General features: G+C 48.2%; 17 protein-coding genes. 6 read left to right on the forward strand and 11 right to left on the reverse strand.

Features of this window, described 5'->3' with window-relative positions; translation table 11 throughout:
- Positions 1-2 precede the first annotated feature (2 nt).
- The 3 genes from pyc to M1Q06_RS10715 all read right to left on the reverse strand — a co-directional run bounded on the left by pyc (position 3) and on the right by M1Q06_RS10715 (position 4,977).
- On the reverse strand, positions 3-3,443 hold the full coding sequence (gene pyc, locus M1Q06_RS10705; protein ID WP_434399563.1) for a pyruvate carboxylase: 3,441 nt from the start codon (positions 3,441-3,443) through the stop codon (positions 3-5).
- Between the two features lie 15 nt (positions 3,444-3,458).
- Positions 3,459-4,625, reverse strand: coding sequence for an FtsW/RodA/SpoVE family cell cycle protein (locus M1Q06_RS10710; RefSeq protein ID WP_121297791.1), 1,167 nt, complete (start codon positions 4,623-4,625; stop codon positions 3,459-3,461).
- 70 nt (positions 4,626-4,695) lie between these two features.
- Positions 4,696-4,977, reverse strand: a complete 282-nt coding sequence (locus M1Q06_RS10715; protein ID WP_058383475.1) for a YlaN family protein — start codon at positions 4,975-4,977, stop codon at positions 4,696-4,698.
- Positions 4,978-5,141: 164 nt separating this feature from the next.
- On the opposite strand from M1Q06_RS10715, the gene M1Q06_RS10720 reads away from it, so the two are divergent.
- From M1Q06_RS10720 to M1Q06_RS10730, 3 genes are read left to right on the forward strand one after another with little or no spacing between them, the layout of a single operon-like run.
- Positions 5,142-5,648, forward strand: coding sequence for a peptidyl-prolyl cis-trans isomerase (locus tag M1Q06_RS10720; RefSeq protein ID WP_434399564.1), 507 nt, complete (start codon positions 5,142-5,144; stop codon positions 5,646-5,648).
- 11 nt (positions 5,649-5,659) lie between these two features.
- The gene (locus M1Q06_RS10725; RefSeq protein WP_058383473.1) at positions 5,660-5,863 is read left to right on the forward strand and encodes a YlaI family protein; all 204 of its coding nucleotides are present in this window, start codon (positions 5,660-5,662) and stop codon (positions 5,861-5,863) included.
- The gene (locus M1Q06_RS10730; protein WP_121297794.1) at positions 5,863-6,312 is read left to right on the forward strand and encodes a hypothetical protein; all 450 of its coding nucleotides are present in this window, start codon (positions 5,863-5,865) and stop codon (positions 6,310-6,312) included. Before M1Q06_RS10725 ends, M1Q06_RS10730 begins: the two co-directional genes overlap by 1 nt.
- On the opposite strand, the gene M1Q06_RS10735 is transcribed toward M1Q06_RS10730, so the two are convergent.
- Positions 6,306-6,635: a YlaH-like family protein gene (locus M1Q06_RS10735; protein ID WP_434399565.1), complete on the reverse strand. Its 330-nt coding sequence runs from the start codon at positions 6,633-6,635 to the stop codon at positions 6,306-6,308. The genes M1Q06_RS10730 and M1Q06_RS10735 overlap by 7 nt on opposite strands.
- A gap of 23 nt (positions 6,636-6,658) precedes the next feature.
- Positions 6,659-8,506, reverse strand: coding sequence for a translational GTPase TypA (gene typA, locus M1Q06_RS10740; protein ID WP_121297796.1), 1,848 nt, complete (start codon positions 8,504-8,506; stop codon positions 6,659-6,661).
- Between the two features lie 107 nt (positions 8,507-8,613).
- On the opposite strand from typA, the gene M1Q06_RS10745 reads away from it, so the two are divergent.
- On the forward strand, positions 8,614-8,823 hold the full coding sequence (locus M1Q06_RS10745) for a YlaF family protein (RefSeq protein WP_434399566.1): 210 nt from the start codon (positions 8,614-8,616) through the stop codon (positions 8,821-8,823).
- A 159-nt stretch (positions 8,824-8,982) separates the two neighbouring features.
- Here M1Q06_RS10745 and M1Q06_RS10750 read toward each other — a convergent pair whose 3' ends face one another.
- Positions 8,983-9,780 (reverse strand): inositol monophosphatase family protein, encoded by a 798-nt coding sequence (locus M1Q06_RS10750; RefSeq protein WP_121297798.1) that lies wholly within the window; start codon positions 9,778-9,780, stop codon positions 8,983-8,985.
- Between the two features lie 90 nt (positions 9,781-9,870).
- Positions 9,871-10,065 (reverse strand): hypothetical protein, encoded by a 195-nt coding sequence (locus tag M1Q06_RS10755; RefSeq protein ID WP_058383467.1) that lies wholly within the window; start codon positions 10,063-10,065, stop codon positions 9,871-9,873.
- 157 nt (positions 10,066-10,222) lie between these two features.
- On the opposite strand from M1Q06_RS10755, the gene M1Q06_RS10760 reads away from it, so the two are divergent.
- Positions 10,223-10,867: a YktB family protein gene (locus M1Q06_RS10760; RefSeq protein ID WP_434399567.1), complete on the forward strand. Its 645-nt coding sequence runs from the start codon at positions 10,223-10,225 to the stop codon at positions 10,865-10,867.
- A gap of 12 nt (positions 10,868-10,879) precedes the next feature.
- Here M1Q06_RS10760 and M1Q06_RS10765 read toward each other — a convergent pair whose 3' ends face one another.
- Both M1Q06_RS10765 and M1Q06_RS10770 read right to left on the reverse strand, forming a co-directional pair.
- Positions 10,880-11,155, reverse strand: coding sequence for a UPF0223 family protein (locus M1Q06_RS10765; protein WP_121297800.1), 276 nt, complete (start codon positions 11,153-11,155; stop codon positions 10,880-10,882).
- A gap of 9 nt (positions 11,156-11,164) precedes the next feature.
- Positions 11,165-12,136 carry an NAD(P)H-dependent flavin oxidoreductase gene (locus M1Q06_RS10770; protein WP_434399568.1) on the reverse strand — a complete coding sequence of 324 codons (972 nt, stop codon included), beginning with the start codon at positions 12,134-12,136 and terminating at the stop codon, positions 11,165-11,167.
- Positions 12,137-12,325: 189 nt separating this feature from the next.
- Between M1Q06_RS10770 and M1Q06_RS10775 the strand changes: the two genes are divergently transcribed.
- Positions 12,326-13,795: an aminotransferase class I/II-fold pyridoxal phosphate-dependent enzyme gene (locus tag M1Q06_RS10775; RefSeq protein ID WP_121297802.1), complete on the forward strand. Its 1,470-nt coding sequence runs from the start codon at positions 12,326-12,328 to the stop codon at positions 13,793-13,795.
- Positions 13,796-13,843: 48 nt separating this feature from the next.
- Here the strand turns inward: M1Q06_RS10775 and M1Q06_RS10780 are convergent, their stop codons facing one another.
- On the reverse strand, positions 13,844-14,719 hold the full coding sequence (locus M1Q06_RS10780; protein ID WP_434399569.1) for a polysaccharide deacetylase family protein: 876 nt from the start codon (positions 14,717-14,719) through the stop codon (positions 13,844-13,846).
- 89 nt (positions 14,720-14,808) lie between these two features.
- Positions 14,809-16,218 carry a dihydrolipoyl dehydrogenase gene (gene lpdA / locus M1Q06_RS10785; protein WP_121297804.1) on the reverse strand — a complete coding sequence of 470 codons (1,410 nt, stop codon included), beginning with the start codon at positions 16,216-16,218 and terminating at the stop codon, positions 14,809-14,811.
- Between the last annotated feature and the right edge of the window lie 5 nt (positions 16,219-16,223).

The raw sequence follows: 16,223 nt of genomic DNA on the forward strand, positions 1-16,223 counted from the left end.
TTTTATTTTGATTCCATTTCAATGAGCAAATCGCCCGTTGAAATGCCGTCTCCGGCTGTTACATAGATTTCCTGGATCGTGCCGTCAAATGGCGCTTGAACAGTTGTCTCCATCTTCATTGCTTCCGTGACCAAAAGATGGTCGCCGCGTTTTACTTTCAGCCCTTTTTCCCCGACTACTTTCAGGACAGTGCCAGGCATTGTCGCTGCAATATGATTTTCTTTTGTCGGGTCGGCTTTCGGTTTTGCTGCTGAATCGGTTTCAACTGTCATATCCTGGATGCTGATTTCACGTGGTTGGCCGTTCAATTCGAAATAGATAATGCGCGTGCCATCTTTTTGCGGTTCGCCGATGGACACGAGCTTGATCATTAAGGTCTTGCCTTTTTCGATCTCGACTTCGATTTCTTCGCTAAGGCGCATGCCGTAAAGGAAGGTCAAGGTATCAAGGACCGATACATCCCCGAAGGTTTGGTTCGTCACGCTGTACTCTTCGAATACTTTCGGATAAAGCGCATAGGCCAGCACTTCGTGGCTAGTGACCGGGCGCTTCAGGCGTTCGAATAATTTCTCGCGTATCGCCTCAAAATCAGCAGGTTCAAGCAATTCGCCCGGACGTACCGTGATCGGCTCGCGTTCTTTCAAGATCACTTTCTGCAATTCTTTCGGGAAGCCCCCGTGCGGTTGGCCGATATAGCCTTCGAAGAACTCGATAACCGATTCAGGGAAATCGATATTCTCACCGCGTGTCAGTACTGTTTTTTCATCCAATTCGTTCTGGACCATGAACAAAGCCATGTCCCCTACGACTTTCGATGACGGCGTAACTTTTACGACATCGCCGAACAGCATGTTGACGCGGGAATACATTTCCTTTACTTCTTCCCAGCGCATGCCCAGGCCGACCGCTTTTGCCTGCTGCTGCAGGTTGCTGTACTGCCCGCCTGGCATCTCGTGGACATAAATCTCGGAATGCGGGCTGTTCATTCCGCTCTCGAAATCACTGTAATACTTGCGGACATCTTCCCAGTAATGGGACATGGTCTCAAGAGACTCAATATCCGCTCTGACTTTCCGCTTGCCGCCGCTCATCGCATAATAAAGCGAGTTGGCGCTTGGCTGCGACGTGAGCCCGGCCATTGTGCCAAGGGCAGTATCAACGATATCGACTCCGGCTTCAATCGCTTTGGAATAAAGGTAGATGCCGTTTCCGCTCGTATCATGCGTGTGCAAATGGATCGGCAATGAGACTGTATCCTTCAGTTCAGAAACAAGACGGTACGCTGCTTCTGGCTTCAAAAGGCCTGCCATATCTTTGATAGCGAGAATATGCGCGCCTGCCGCTTCCAGCTCTTTCGCCATATCCTTATAGTATTGAACCGTGTATTTATCGCGGCTCGGGTCGAGAATGTCTCCTGTATAGCAAATCGCCGCTTCTGCGACTTTTCCGGAGTTGCGCACTTCATCGATGGCAACTTCCATTCCTTTAATCCAGTTAAGGCTGTCGAAAATGCGGAATACGTCGATTCCAGCTTCAGCCGATGTCCGGGCAAACTCGCGGATGACATTATCCGGGTAGTTTTTATAGCCGACCGCATTCGCTCCACGGAACAACATCTGGAATAACACGTTCGGGATGTCTTCGCGCAATTTGATGAGGCGCTGCCACGGGTCTTCTTTCAGGAAGCGGTAAGACACGTCGAATGTCGCGCCACCCCACATTTCCATCGAGAACAAATCGCTTTGGAGCCGGGCAGTTTCTTTCGCGACTGCAAACATATCGTGTGAACGCATGCGCGTTGCAAGCAGCGATTGATGGGCGTCGCGAAGAGTCGTATCCGTCAGTAGCACATCATCTTGCTCAATTATCCACTTCGTCAAACCTTCTGGGCCGCGCTCATCGAGGATTTGTTTTGTGCCTTGTGGAACTTCCGTAATGATGTCAATTTCGGGTTTGCGCGGTGCTGCATAAATTGGTTTCTTTTTCTTCTCGATTCCAGGGAAGCCATTCACCGTCACATTGCCGATATAGCTAAGCAATTTCGTTCCACGGTCTTGGCGCACAGGGAACTTAAATAATTCTGGTGTGCTATCGATAAAGCTGGTATCGAAATCTCCATTGATGAAATTTTGATGTTTTACTACATTTTCAAGGAACGGGATATTCGTTTTGATACCGCGAATGCGGAATTCCTGCAAGTTGCGGTCCATCTTCGCTGCGGCTTCTTTGAACGTTGTTGCCCACGTAGATACTTTAACGAGTAATGAATCGTAATACGGGGAAATGACAGCCCCCTGGAAACCGTTTCCGGCATCTAGGCGTACACCAAATCCGCCGCCTGAACGGTAGACCATCAGTTTTCCGGCATCCGGCATGAAATCATTCAATGGGTCTTCTGTGGTCACACGCGATTGAATGGCGAATCCGAACAAAGGGATATCTTCTTGTTTCGGAATAGCTATCGTTTCGCTATGCAACATATGCCCGCGGGCGATATGGATCTGTGCATGGACGATATCGATGCCTGTGACCATTTCAGTGATCGTGTGTTCAACTTGGATGCGGGGGTTTACTTCGATAAAGTAAAATTCATCTCCCGCCACCAGGAACTCAACTGTCCCGGCATTTATGTAATCGATGTTTTTCATTAATTTAACGGCAGCGTCGCAAATTTCATTTCGCAATTCATTGCTGATCGAGTTGGATGGGGCGATTTCCACGACTTTCTGGTGGCGCCGCTGAATGGAGCAGTCACGTTCGTACAGATGGACGACATTGCCTTCTGCATCGCCGAGGATCTGCACTTCGATGTGCTTCGGTTTGTCTACGAATTTTTCCACATACATTTCGTCGGAACCGAAGGCAGCTTTCGCTTCGGATTTCGCACGTTCGTAAGATGATGCCAGTTCACTTGCGTCTTTGACGATGCGCATGCCGCGTCCGCCACCGCCTAGTGATGCTTTGATCATCAACGGGAATCCGGCTTGGTCAGCAAATGCCTCTACTTCAGCCAATGATTCGACAGGTCCGTCCGTTCCCGGAATGACAGGAATGCCTGCAGCGATCGCTTGGTCACGGGCTTTGACTTTATCGCCGAACATATCGAGATGGCGGGATGTTGGCCCGATGAATACGATGCCTTCTTCTTCACAGCGCCGCGCAAAATGCACGTTTTCGGATAGGAATCCGTACCCTGGGTGAATGGCGTCCACTCCTGAGTCCTTGGCGATGCGGATGATGTCTTCGATGTCCAAATAAGCATCAATCGGCTTTTTTCCTTTGCCGACTAAATACGATTCGTCAGCTTTGTAACGATGAAACGAACCGCTGTCTTCCTGCGAATAAATCGCAACTGTCCGAAGATTCAGTTCTGTACAGGCGCGGAAGATCCGAATTGCAATTTCTCCGCGGTTGGCTACTAAGATCTTGTTAATCTCTTTCACTCCGACGCACACCCTTTACTTTTTCGTTTTTTCGTATTTATTGAACATGGAAACATTCATTAATACTCCCATAGCTAACGATAACAAAATTACTGAAGTTCCGCCATAGCTTATAAATGGAAGTGTAACGCCAGTCAGCGGTATGATGCCCGACAGGCCGCCCAGATTGACGAACGATTGGATGCCGATCATGCTTGCGACGCCCGCTGCAAGCATGCGCGCAAGCGGGTCGCTAGTCGTCATCGCGATCCACAATCCGCGAAGGACAACGAATCCCAATCCGCCGATGACGACGAAGACGCCCAGAACGCCGAGTTCTTCCGCAATGACCGACATGATGAAATCGGTATGGGGCTCGGGCAAATAGCCGAGCTTTTGGATGGACTGGCCGAGGCCAAGGCCGCTAAGCCCACCTGAGCCGATTGCCAAATAACCGTTGACGATTTGGAAACCGAATCCGAGCTCATCAGAAAATGGGTTAAAGAAGGCATCGATGCGCCCCACCCGTTTTTCAGTGAAAATCAAGTCTTTGGCGAAAATCATCGCCGGCACGATGAAGACGGCGGCAGCTGCAACGACGATTCCTGCCAATTTCACGAACGGTTTCAGGCGGACGCCTGATGCTGCCATTACCGACAGGCCGACCGCGCCAATGATGACCATCGACCCCAAATCAGGCTCAAGGAAGACTAGCAGCAAAACTGCGGTCAAAATGATGACCGGCGGGATGATCGATTCGTTCAGTTTATTGATGGACCCGTTACGATATTTATTCGAAAACACACCCGCCAAATAAAAAATCAAGCCGACTTTAGCGACTTCCGATGGCTGGATATTGGCGAAGCCGAGGCTGATCCAACTTTTCGCACCGCCTGCCGCAAAGCCGATAAAATGGACCAAGATGAGTCCGGTGAAGATGACTGCGAGTACGGTCGCCATCATCCACTTTTTCTTGAAATGCTTATAGGGGAATACGGCTGCAAGCAGAAATACAGGGTACGCGATGGCCAAGTTGATCAATTGCTGTATGTAGAAGCGGTCCGGTGAGTCATTGTAATAGTTTACAGACCAAGCCATGCTCGAGGAGTAAATCATGATCAGACCGAAAATGGTCAATGCCAGGTATGTAAAGAGAAGCGGGTAGTCTATGTACTTGCCGTATTTCTTGATGTAGGATTTCATTGTTTTTTATACCTCATTCAATTGGATTCATTAGTAAAAAAACTCAAACTGGAATCGTTTGAGTTTTGGGTCATTTATTTGTATACGCGTCATGAAGGATGGACAGTTTCTTCTCCAGCGTATCCATTAAATTTTTACCGGTCTCACGTTCGATCAAGCCGAGTTTGACGGCAAAATCGATTTCCCGTGATAAGCCAAACATTTGCGTATCAAGAACTTCTTCATATAAAGGGCAGGAAGGCAATGTAAGATGATCCATCTGCACCTTGATCAATTGCTCGATTTTCTCTGCATCAGCTTTAAGGAGTTCCAGCGCTTTTTCCTGATAAGTCTGTTCTTCTGTATGTTCCATGAGGACTCCCCCATCACTTGTATTTCTGCTCCATTAGCCTGTTTAAAGTGTATCTTTTACGCTGTCAAATTGCAAGTCTCTCATAAAAGGGATTAAACCCTTTGGGAATTGTATGTGAACAGTTATACTGAAGAAGAGAGATACTATAATGGAGGGTTTTATTTATGGAATTCATCATACCGTTCAAAGGGAAAGTCACATACAAACTGACCTTGGATCCAACCGTGTGGATTTTTGATGACCGCAAACTGGATCTTAAGACGTTTTTCACAGAAGAGCATGTCGATAAGGATGATCTAGAAGAATACAAGCGCGGCATGGGCGAACATTGGTCACGTGAAATCATGGAAGGCGCTACCGTTCCGCCGACCTTGAATTCAGAGAAAAAATACAAGCGCCAGGAAAAAAAAGACATGCTTACAGGCACATTCGGCATGCGATTCCAGCCATTCTTAGAGAACGCCGAGCCAACAGCTGGCTCGTCCAAAGTCGTGTTCGAAACGGCTTCAGGAGACCATGCTTTCGAAATTGAAAATGCCAAGCAATTGATTTTCAAATTCAGCCAGGATGGGAAGCCTCTCCGTGAAGATGGACCCGTCCATATCCTATTTCCGGATGGCTCGAATACCGATCAGCCGATTACCCATGTCTCCGCTATCCGGGTCGAATAGGAGGAATATCTATGCGTGTTCAATGCGTCATCTGCGATAAAATCGAAGAACTTGAAGACGATACGTTGCAAGCCAAGCGCCTTCGCAACCGGCCGATCCACACCCATATGTGCGAAGAATGCCACGACCGGATCACCAAACGGACAGAAGAGCGTCTAGCGACGGGACATTTTCATTTCTTCCGCAGCTCCCGCAGCATCGAGGATGATTTCTGATGAAAATCCTAAAAGGTTTGTGGATTGGTTTCTGGAGCGGCCTCATTCTCGGATTGTTGCTGAAATGGATGCAGGCAGTGACCGGTGTCCGGAATTACGAATTGCTATTGAACGTCGATTTCATCCCGCTGGTCAATCAAGTGAACTGGTCGGAGCTGACTGAATTCGTTTTCCATTTAATCATCTCACTGATAATCGGCATCGTTTATGTGTATATTGCCAAACGCCGCAACTATACATTCGGCCAATTGACGATCATTAGCTTGGTGCTTACCATACCGACCTACATCCTGTTTTTCCCACTGGCAATGCTCGCGGTAGAAGCCGATGTCCCGGAACCGACCGATATGGGGGCTTTCCTCTATTGGATCTTGGCACATCTGACATATGCGCTGCTGTTGCCGATACTTTACAAAACATTTGAACGCAAAAACGCTGCCTCTCATTGAGAAGCAGCGCTTTCGCGTTTTTCGCGCCAAAGGCGGATCTTATAAAGGATGAGAATCAATGCGGCAATGACCAAGCCCTCGACAACGGGCAGGAAAAAGGCCAGGAATGTCAGGCCCAATCCTCCCGCAGCCAAGAACAAAATGATGACTGCATTTTTTCCGATCGATAATTTTTTGGCAAAGCCCAGCTTATACACAAGTGCCGATAACAGGAAGATGACAGCAAACAGTGCATATCCCGCCACATCGAAATTAGGCATGTTCTGGTAAAGAATGCGGGCTACCGGATACATATTTTCATAGACAAAAGCCTGCTCGTCCACGGATTATACATCCTTCCAGTTGTTTATTCTTCGATGGCTACTTTCTTTTTCTTCGCCATGCGTTCGCGCTCATTCTTATCAAGAATTTTCTTACGCAAGCGGATCGACTGAGGAGTGATTTCGCAGTACTCGTCATCGTTCAAGTATTCAAGTGCTTCTTCAAGGCTCATCAAACGCGCTTTTTTCATCGTAGTCGTCTGGTCTTTGTTGGCAGAACGGATGTTAGTCGCCGCTTTGATCTTGACAATGTTGACTGTCAAATCGTTGTCGCGGTTATGTTCACCGACGATCATGCCTTCATAGATTTCAGTTCCGACTTCAACGAATGAAGTTCCGCGGTCTTCGATGCCCATCAAGCCGTAAGTTGAAGATTTGCCGCGTTCCATTGAAACGAGCACGCCTTGGCGACGGCCGCCTACGCGTCCTGATGCAACTGGCTGATAGCTATCGAATGTGTGGTTGATGATTCCATATCCGCGTGTTTGCGTCAGGAATTCAGTTGTGTAGCCGATCAATCCGCGTGCAGGGACATTGAATACTAAACGTACTTGTCCACTTCCGTTATTGATCATATCGAGCATTTCACCTTTACGTTCACCAAGTGACTCGATGATCGCGCCAGTGTATTCTTCGGGAACATCCACTTGAACGCGTTCAACCGGTTCGCAGCGGACGCCATCCACCATGCGGACGATAACTTCAGGTTTCGATACTTGAAGCTCGAATCCTTCACGGCGCATATTTTCGATCAAGATCGATAGATGCAACTCGCCGCGGCCCGATACGACCCATGCATCCGGGGAATCCGTTGGATCAACGCGCAAGGAAACATCTGTCTCTAATTGAGCATCCAAACGCTCTTGGATTTTTCTTGATGTAATGAACTTACCTTCTTTACCAGCGAACGGGCTGTTGTTGACAAGGAATGTCATTTGCAGCGTCGGCTCGTCGATACGCAGAATCGGCAAGGCTTCTTGATGATCTTGAGGACATACCGTCTCACCGACGTTGATATCTTCTAGACCAGAGATTGCGATCAAATCGCCTGCCTCGGCTTTTTGGATCTCAATACGCTTCAAGCCCATGAAACCGTGGATTTTTGTAATACGGAAGTTTTTGACAGAGCCGTCCAGTTTCATCAAGGAAACGGATTGCCCGACTTCGATCGTGCCGCGGAATACGCGCCCGATACCGATACGGCCAACATAGTCGTTGTAGTCAAGAAGCGCCACTTGGAATTGCAATGGTTCTTCGCGGTTATCGATCGGTGCAGGTACATGGTCCATGATGGCATCATAGATGACCTGCATGTTTTCTTCTTGGTCGGATGGGTCAGATGAAAGACTTGCCGTTCCGTTCATGCCTGATGCAAAAATGACAGGGAATTCCAACTGGTCATCGTTTGCTTCTAGTTCGATGAACAATTCGATGACTTCATCGACAACTTCATCCGGACGCGCGAAATCGCGGTCGATTTTGTTGACGACTACAATCGGTTTGAGGTTTTGCTCAAGCGCCTTTTTCAAGACAAAGCGTGTCTGTGGCATACAGCCTTCGTACGCATCGACAACGAGCAAGACACCATCAACCATTTTCATGATACGCTCAACTTCACCACCGAAATCGGCGTGTCCAGGAGTATCCAAAATGTTGATTTTAGCGTCTTTATATTGAATCGCGGTGTTTTTAGCTAGGATTGTGATTCCGCGTTCTCTTTCAATGTCGTTTGAGTCCATCGCCCGCTCATCAACATGTTCGTTTGATCGGAAGATTCCTGATTGCTGAAGCAACTGATCCACCAATGTCGTTTTGCCGTGGTCAACGTGTGCGATAATTGCAATGTTTCGTAAATCGTTTCTAAGGTTAGTCATACTTTCACTCCAATATTCTTTTTTCGAGCCTATAACTGTGCTAGTATAGCACATATAGGGGAAAAACCCTACGATTTTATTTTCTTGTATGCAGGAGGTTAGATGGGATGAAAGAAGCGATCGTAGAATCATGGCATAATATAAAATGGATTTTTGTACTATATTCATTGGCGGCAATCGGGGCGATGGTGCTCATCGGCGTCGCAGTGGCACTTCGCAGCGTGACCGGTATTTTGCTTTCCATTCTATTGTTGTTGGTCATCATGGGCTTTGGGTTCAAACGCAAAAAAGAAATGCGCGAAGCAGACGTATTATAGACAAAAAAAGGGGCTGCCCAAAAGGTCATTTTTCATGACCTTTTGGGCAGCCCCTTTTTCCTTCTAGCAAAGCATAAAAAAATCGTCCTTTCTGTTAAATGGGCATTGCCCCACTCCTGCAGAAAGAACGATTTTATGCGCAATCCATTTTCAGCTTTATTATGCTTGCTTTGGCTTGATATAATCCTGGAGCAGTTTTCCGTGTATGGACGGGTTAGCGGCGACGAATGTATCCGACTTCAGCAGGTTTGCAGCTGCGCCCGAAAAATTGCTCGCAACAGCACCTACTTCTTTTGCCATGACCAATCCCCCGGCGATGTCCCACGGCGATAGCCTCATGGAAATATAAGCATCGATTCGCCCGCTCGCCAGATAAGCGAGCTCAAGCGCCGCGGAACCGTACGAACGCATGCCACGCGCATCATGAACGAGGCGTATCGTCGCTTCATGCTCCACGTGCCGGTTCGGCGTTGCCCACATGGCGTTCATGCCGATGATCGATTCGCTAATGTCCGTCTCGATGAGCGGCTGCAGGCGTTCATCGTTATAATAAGCGCCGCCTCCTGCTATTGCATGATACAAATCGTCATTGACGACATCATAGATATAACCCATTTTGCCGACACCATCTTCATAAATACCGAGCGAAATGGCAAAATTGCGTCGTTGGTGCACAAAATTCATAGTGCCATCGATTGGGTCGAGCATCCATACCGTGCCGCTTAATTCTTCGATTGTGTCTCCAAATCCTTCTTCACCAAAAACGCGGTGGCCAGGAAAATCTTTTCGGATGTTTTGGATGAAGAATTTCTCCACTTCCTTATCCACGTTTGTGACCAAATCATTTGCATGGGCTTTCGTATCCACCGAGATGTCACTAAGAAATGAATTACGGATCCGGTGCCCCGCTTCTTTGATCATTGATTTTATGTATCGGTCCATTGCGTGCTGGTCCATGTATGAGCTCCCCCTTATTTCTTTCCAGTATAACGAAAAAAGCATCCACTGTCTTTAGCCAGCAGATGCTTCTACGGTATGGTCGTCTGTTTACAATGCATGAAGAGCCTCCAGTTCTACCTGTATTTCTGCAAGCCGTTTCTTGCTCTTGTCTTTTTGGCTGCTGTCATTTTGCTGCATTGCATCATACAAGGTGGCCAATTCGTAATCAAGCTCCAGCTTCAAGGTATTGATATACTCTTTTTCTACATCCGCTTTCCGGATAATCTGTATCATCTGCTTCATAAGTGAGCGCCCCCCTTCCCTCATAATCGGAATATTCCGATTGCGATGTTTGTTACACATCTTTACCCCGTTTTTTCTTCTTGAAAACTTATTTATATTCATTCTTCCAAAACTTCGTTAAAATAAACCGTGATGATTATTTAAGGAGGGGATGTCCGTGAATCCATACTGGACTGAACAGGATTTTGAAGTATTTGAAACTCCAGGGCTCGAGGAACGCATGGAAGCATTATCGACTTATGTACGGCCAAAGTTCGAAGCATTGGGCCAAGACTTTTCCGCTTATTTCTCTGGAGAAACCGGGGATGAATTTTTCCCCCATGTCGCGAAACACATGCGCCGGACTGTTAATCCGCCGAATGACAGCTGGGTGGCATTTGCACCTTATAAACGCGGCTATAAAGCCGTCCCGCATTTCCAGATTGGGCTTTGGGAAAGCCATGTATTTGTCATTCTTGCTGTCATTTACGAAGCGCCCGGCAAACCGCAAATGGCGAATCAACTGATTTCCACTGCGGCTTTAGCCGACATGCCGGAAGAATTTGTCGTTTCAGGCGATCATATGAAGCCTGAAGCCGAAACCATCGCATCGCTTGGCGAAGAGGGCATCGAAAAGCTGCTCACGCGGCTGCGCGATGTCAAAAAAGGGGAGCTCGTCATCGGCAGGCAGTTGGCACGTGCTGATGCTGCTGCGCTCGATAAAGATGGATTCTATGCTTTTGCAGAAGAAACATTCCGCGAGCTGCTTCCGATTTACCGGAAGTTGCTTCAAGCAAACGAAAAAACCGCCGTTCATCGCTGAACGGCGGTTTTTCTATCTTTTGATGCGGATCAATTCATCGCCTGAAGCTTCTTTCATCTTTTTGACGACCGTAAAACTGACATAGCCGCTTTCTTCTTCAAACTCACGGAAGTATGTCTTTTCTTCTGCCATCGATGGCACAACTTTTTTAAACTTACGGTATTTGTCCATCAATTCCTGACGTTTGACCCCTTTTTCATAAGCTTTTTCTATCGCTTCGAAAAATTCCACGACATCGACGATCTCATCGGTCGTCCAATCGATGGAAAATGGATATGAATATTCCATGGCCTTCACCTACTCTCTTTCATTAATCCCCCAGCGTTTGCGGATTTCTTCAGTTTGCTGGATCATTCTGTCGAACAATTCCTGGACAGTCGGCACATCCCGGATCAAGCCCGTCACTTGCCCTGCCCAGCCGAAGCCCTTTTCTTGTTCTCCATCATAAATATAGCGTTTATTGGCGGTTCCGCTAATATAATCTTTTAGCGCTTCATAGTTCGGCGTCTCTTTTTCGATTTCCAAGATGCGATCCGTCCATGCATTGGACAATGTACGGGCCGGTGCACCGATACTGCGCTTGATAATTACTGTATCGTTTTCTGTGCTGTCAATCAACTGCTGCTTATATAGCTGGGACGCGTGAATGCATTCTTTCGTTGCGATGAAGCGCGTTCCCATTTCAATTCCTTCAGCTCCAAGCGCATGCGCCGCCATCCATCCGCGCCCATCGCCAATGCCCCCAGACGCGATCACAGGAATCGACACGGCATCGACCACTTGCGGAATCAGGACCATTGTCCCGATATCATCACGGCCGAGGTGCCCACCACCTTCATGCCCGACGACCATAACGGCATCTGCCCCAAGCGTCTCCGCCTTTTCAGCTTGGCGCCTTGCTGCCACCAACACCAATTTCTTGATATCGGTGCCTTCCAATTGTTCAAAAATCGGTGTCGGGTTGCCGCCAGTCATCGACACAACAGGCACCCGTTCTTCGATTGCTACATCGAGCATATGCGAAAATGCACGCCCATGCTCACCGATCGCAAAGTTCACGCCGAATGGCTTATCTGTCAATTCCCGGACTTTGCGGATTTCTTCGCGCAACTCATCAGGCCCCGGCAGGCTCATCGCCGTGATTTGGCCAAGCCCTCCGGCATTCGAGACCGCTGCGGCCAGGTCTGCATAAGCCAAATATGCCAAGCCCCCTTGTATGATCGGATAGTCGATTCCAAGTAATTCAGTGATTCTTGTCTTAAACGCCATTATCCCACTCCTTTTTTGTCCTCTATTTGTCTATTCGCTTCAATTTCGAAATTCCCTTTTCCATGCGTGCAGCTTGTTCCATGCGGACGAAAATAAGTCAGACATCCATACTATAAGTATAGTAACGAGGCGTCTTGCATGCTATAATTTCTCTTGTTTTCATTTTGATAAAGTGAGGTGCACGTCCCATTGTCACAACTCGAAACTCCGCTCTTTGATGCTTTATTGAAGCATCGAAACCGGCATCCTATACAATTTCACATTCCCGGCCATAAAAAAGGCCAAGGAGTCGATCCCGCATTCCGGGAATTCGTCGGCGATAATATCCTGTCGATCGACTTGATTAATATAGCGCCACTAGATGACCTGCATTCTCCAAAAGGCGCCATCAAACAAGCGCAGGAATTGGCAGCGCAGGCGTTCGGCGCAGACCACACCTTTTTCTCGGTCCAAGGAACGAGCGGTGCCATCATGACGATGATTTTGAGCGTCGTCGGGCCGAACGATAAAATTCTCGTCCCGCGCAACGTCCATAAATCCATCATGTCCGCCATTGTTTTTGCCGGCGCCATCCCTGTCTTTATCCATCCGGAAGTCGATCCGGAACTCGGCATCTCCCATGGCATTTCGCCTGAATCAGTAGAGAAAGCCTTAATTGAATATCCCGATGCCAAAGCGGTGCTCGTCATCAACCCGACTTATTTCGGCGTGGCGGCTGATTTGAAGCGCATTGTCGATATCGCCCATGACAAATCCATTCCTGTGCTCGTCGATGAAGCGCACGGCGTCCATATCCATTTCCATAAATCCTTGCCGATTTCCGCGATGGCAGCAGGAGCGGACATGGCTGCCACATCGGTCCATAAACTGGGGGGCTCCATGACGCAGAGTTCTGTGCTGAACGTACGTGAAGGCTTGGTGTCGCCGAAGCGCGTCCAAGCGACTTTGTCGATGCTTACGACAACATCCACTTCCTATCCGATATTGGCATCGCTCGATACGGCACGGCGCCAGCTCGCGATACACGGCTTTGACCTGATCGACCAGACGATTCGGCTGGCACAGGACGCACGCAAGCGGATCAATAAGATCCCCCATTTAGTATGCGTCGGGAAAGAGCTGCTTAATTCTTCTGCGACTTACGATATGGACCCGACTAAGTTATTGATCAGCGTCAAAAACCTTGGCATTACCGGGCATCAGGCGGAAGAATGGCTGCGCGAGAACGCCAATATCGAAATTGAACTATCCGATTTGTATAACATCCTCTGCCTCGTCACGCTCGGCGATAGCCGGAAAGAAATCAACTTGCTCGTCAATGCCTTGCAGCGTATGAGCGAAGCCTTGGAGACTGAGCATGCGGTTTCGGAACCGATTGTCTTATTGCCGGAAATTCCACGGCTAGCGATGACGCCACGCGATGCTTTTTACGCAGAGACGGAAATCATTCCAATCGATGAAGCGGTAGGACGCATCTCGGCCGAGTTCATTATGGTCTATCCACCAGGAATCCCGATTTTCATCCCCGGGGAAATCATTACCGAAGAGAACATTTCTTATATCCACACGAACGTCAAAGCCGGGCTGCCGGTGCAGGGGCCTGAAGATGATTCGCTCCAAACGCTTCATGTCATCAAAGAACATCATGCATTCCGTTAACGATATACAGTAAAAAGGATCCAGCGCAATCAGCGCCGGATCCTTTTTTTACGGTTGGATCTCTTCTATTTCATCTGGATCTACAAATTCATAGCCTTTATCGCGCAGCCCTTCGATAATTTGTGGCAGTGCCTCATTTGTCCACTCCCTATCATGCATCAGCAGATTCCCGCCGCTATTGAGTTCAGGAGCATTGACCATGATCTCTGTCAATGCTTCCGGTTCCATATAGCCCTGCATGAAATCATAGCCGTAGGTCCAGTTCATGCGCACCATGCCCTGTTCTTCGGCAAGGGCTTTACTGAACTCGGTGTTTACGCCAAACGGGGCACGGAAAAACTTCGGCGCCTCCCCGATGATCGCTTCCACACGCTCATTCAGCGAAACGATTTCATCTTGCTGGACGCTTTCTGTGGACTGTTTCAAGTTGACATGGGTATTCGTATGGTTGCCGATCGCAAAGCCCATGTCGTGAATTTCAGACAAGGTCTGTTGTTCTTCCTCTGTATCGAGGAAATGCCCATTGACGAAAAAGATAGCCGGTACATCAAGCTCTTTCAAGGTTTCGGCCATTTCAAGCGAATATGTATCCGGTGCATCGTCGATCGTGATCAAGACCGCTTGTTCGTTCGCATCGCCGATCGGTTCGACTTTCGAGTTTTGCGGATTGATACGGTAGCTCGGCTCGGCAACCTTTTCGCTGTCTTCTTCAGCCCCCTGCTCTTCCGCATTTTCCTGCTCTTCTATTTCTGCTTGATCTGATTGCTCACTTGCGGATCGCTCTGATGCCACGTCTTTCTCGACATCATCCGTTTGCGCTGATTGTTCTTGTGCTGTATCTTCCGGCTCTGAAGCAGTCTCATCAGAACAAGCCCCAAGCAGAAACATCGCACATGCTGGCAATAGCCAATTCTGTTTTTTCATAATCAACCTCCTTGTGTAAAATTTTAACATACGCAGTACGTACAAAGCATAGAAAAAAGGACCGCATTTTGCGGTCCTTTTGCAATTATTTATTTAATGATGTGAATCGGCGTACCTAAAGCTACTTCGGCAGCTTCCATTGTAGTTTCAGCCAAAGTTGGGTGAGCGTGGATCGTCATTGCGATATCTTCCACTGTCATGCCCGCTTCGATGGCCAAGCCAATTTCTGCAACCATATCGGAAGCGCCTGCTCCGACGATTTGCCCGCCTAATAGCAACCCATCTTCTTTACGAGAGACAAGTTTCACGAAACCTTCTGCAGCGTTCAGTGACAAAGCACGGCCGTTTGCGCCGAATGGGAATTTAGCAGCTGTTACTTCAAAGCCTTCTTCTTTTGCCTGCTCTTCAGTCAAACCAACACTTGCAAGTTCAGGGTCTGTGAAGCAAACCGCTGGAATTGCCAAGTAATCGACTTCTGATTTTTCGCCGGCAATCGCTTCAGCAGCGATTTTACCTTCGTATGAAGCTTTATGCGCCAATTGAAGTCCTGCCACAATATCACCGATCGCATAAATGTTCGGGATGCTTGTACGGCATTGCTTGTCGACTTCGATAAGGCCGCGCTCGCCCATTTTGATGTTGAGCTCTTCAAGGCCCATTTCATCCGTGTTCGGACGGCGACCGACAGTAACCAATACATAGTCCGCGTCGATTGTTTTCTCTTCGCCGCCAGCTTCGTATGAAACCGAAACGCCTGAATCTGACTCTTCTACGCCTTTAGCTGACGCTTTTGTGATGACTTCGACGCCTTTTTTCTTCAAGCCTTTTTTGACAATTGATGTCATTTGCTTTTCGAATCCGGCAAGGATATCCGGTGCACCTTCAAGGATTGTCACTTCAGAACCCATGTTCGCATAAGCCGTTCCAAGCTCAGTCCCGATATAACCGCCGCCAATGACAACAAGTTTTTTCGGAACTTCTTTCAACGCAAGGGCGCCTGTTGAATCGATGACGCGCTCTGAGTATTTGAATGTTGGGATTTCAACCGGGCGTGAACCCGTTGCGATAATCGCGTTTTTGAACTTATACGTTTGGGCAGAGTCCGCGTCCATGATGCGAACAGTGTTCTCGTCCACGAAATATGCTTCGCCGCGTACGATTTCCACTTTATTGCCTTTTAGCAAAGATTCGACGCCGCCAGTCAATTTCTTGACGACGCTATCTTTGAACGCTTGTGCTTTTTCGAAGTTCAAGGAAACTTCTTTTGCCACGATGCCCATCTCATCGGAATGCTGGGCTTCTTCAAAACGGTGGCCGACAGAAATCATCGCTTTTGAAGGGATACAGCCGACGTTCAAACAAACGCCGCCGATGTATTCTTTCTCAACGATGGTAACTTTTTGGCCAGTCTGTGCTGCACGGATAGCTGCGACATAGCCGCCAGGGCCTGAGCCGATGACGAGCGTGTCTGTTTCGATTGGGAAATCTCCTACTACCATAAGTT

It is taken from the genome of Planococcus sp. 11815 (genome assembly GCF_051096385.1).
In the GTDB taxonomy this organism is placed as follows: Bacteria; Bacillota; Bacilli; order Bacillales_A; family Planococcaceae; genus Planococcus; species Planococcus citreus.

Coding starts and splice junctions, on each gene's coding strand:
- M1Q06_RS10720 (WP_434399564.1), top strand. CDS start 5,142: ATGGAATTCATCATACCGTTCAAAGGGAAAGTCACATACAAACTGACC.
- M1Q06_RS10710 (WP_121297791.1), bottom strand. CDS start 4,625: ATGAAATCCTACATCAAGAAATACGGCAAGTACATAGACTACCCGCTT.
- M1Q06_RS10770 (WP_434399568.1), bottom strand. CDS start 12,136: ATGGCGTTTAAGACAAGAATCACTGAATTACTTGGAATCGACTATCCG.
- M1Q06_RS10715 (WP_058383475.1), bottom strand. CDS start 4,977: ATGGAACATACAGAAGAACAGACTTATCAGGAAAAAGCGCTGGAACTC.
- M1Q06_RS10750 (WP_121297798.1), bottom strand. CDS start 9,780: ATGGACCAGCACGCAATGGACCGATACATAAAATCAATGATCAAAGAA.
- M1Q06_RS10725 (WP_058383473.1), top strand. CDS start 5,660: ATGCGTGTTCAATGCGTCATCTGCGATAAAATCGAAGAACTTGAAGAC.
- M1Q06_RS10730 (WP_121297794.1), top strand. CDS start 5,863: ATGAAAATCCTAAAAGGTTTGTGGATTGGTTTCTGGAGCGGCCTCATT.
- M1Q06_RS10765 (WP_121297800.1), bottom strand. CDS start 11,155: ATGGAATATTCATATCCATTTTCCATCGATTGGACGACCGATGAGATC.
- M1Q06_RS10780 (WP_434399569.1), bottom strand. CDS start 14,719: ATGAAAAAACAGAATTGGCTATTGCCAGCATGTGCGATGTTTCTGCTT.
- lpdA (WP_121297804.1), bottom strand. CDS start 16,218: ATGGTAGTAGGAGATTTCCCAATCGAAACAGACACGCTCGTCATCGGC.
- typA (WP_121297796.1), bottom strand. CDS start 8,506: ATGACTAACCTTAGAAACGATTTACGAAACATTGCAATTATCGCACAC.
- M1Q06_RS10745 (WP_434399566.1), top strand. CDS start 8,614: ATGAAAGAAGCGATCGTAGAATCATGGCATAATATAAAATGGATTTTT.
- M1Q06_RS10755 (WP_058383467.1), bottom strand. CDS start 10,065: ATGAAGCAGATGATACAGATTATCCGGAAAGCGGATGTAGAAAAAGAG.